Genomic DNA, 851 nt, shown 5'->3' with positions numbered 1-851 from the left:
CCTCTCTTCAGAGCTCCGCTCTTCACGAGGCCTCCACCCGGGGTTACAATACCATTCACCCCGCTGGGGTGTGATTACGCAAGCGTAATCCAGAAGCTCTCCCTGCCCTCGGATAATCCTTCCCTCCATTCCCGAAGAAGATAAAATGACTTTTTTAAGCCTTATTAAAATTCGGCCTCGAAAGAATTGGCGGATTGAGGGAACCTGAAGATCTGCGGAGACCTTTTATCATACCGGCTCTAAACTATGTTTACAAGATATAAGCGTGATGGACCATTGATAAAAGGTAGCAGAGATTCAGTGACCACCGCCATTTCTTTGGCAGCCTTGATCTTTTTGGTCCAGCTTTGCTGGTCCCGATATTGTCGGGATGGATCAAGCCAAAATGAACAAAGATTCATGTAGGAGCCAAAAACATAATCCCGATATCCAACCCCTCGGATGATTTCCTGCCATTTCAATATTCATCGCCTCGGGTTTTATTTTTGCTATCGCTAATCCCACGGCTGCAAACAGATCGTTTCACTCCTGTTTTTGCCATGGTTTACTCTACGAAGCCTTAGGCGTAGTTGAGGCTGAATTATACTGCCCCTTCGGGGCTTATGATTACACAAGTGCAATCTGTAAGCTGCCTGCCCCAATGATTTGAGACGTGCTCAATTCAGTCTACCTCATCTGGCGAAAGTGTCCACTTGTGCCCACTCTATATAGAAAAAAAGATGATCGAAGGCCTGCAAATATTGACATATTTAAATCCATAGCTGTCCAAAACGTTTCTAAAGTTGGAAAGAATCTTTGTTTTTCGAATGTATGGTCAGATTTGGCGTAATTTTCAAAATTCAACCCCTGCT

1 protein-coding gene is annotated in these 851 nt (G+C 44.4%); it reads right to left on the bottom strand.

What is annotated here, in order from left to right; translation table 11 throughout:
• Positions 1 to 666 precede the first annotated feature (666 nt).
• A partial coding sequence (locus L6773_RS21260) for a hypothetical protein (protein ID WP_237856687.1) occupies positions 667 to 851 on the bottom strand: 185 nt, incomplete at its 5' end.

This window comes from Rhodohalobacter sulfatireducens, from assembly GCF_022012475.1.
GTDB lineage: Bacteria > Bacteroidota > Rhodothermia > Balneolales > Balneolaceae > Rhodohalobacter > Rhodohalobacter sulfatireducens.
The sequence above is the reverse complement of the archived record's forward strand: the minus strand, read 5'-3'. Positions and strand labels throughout refer to the sequence as shown.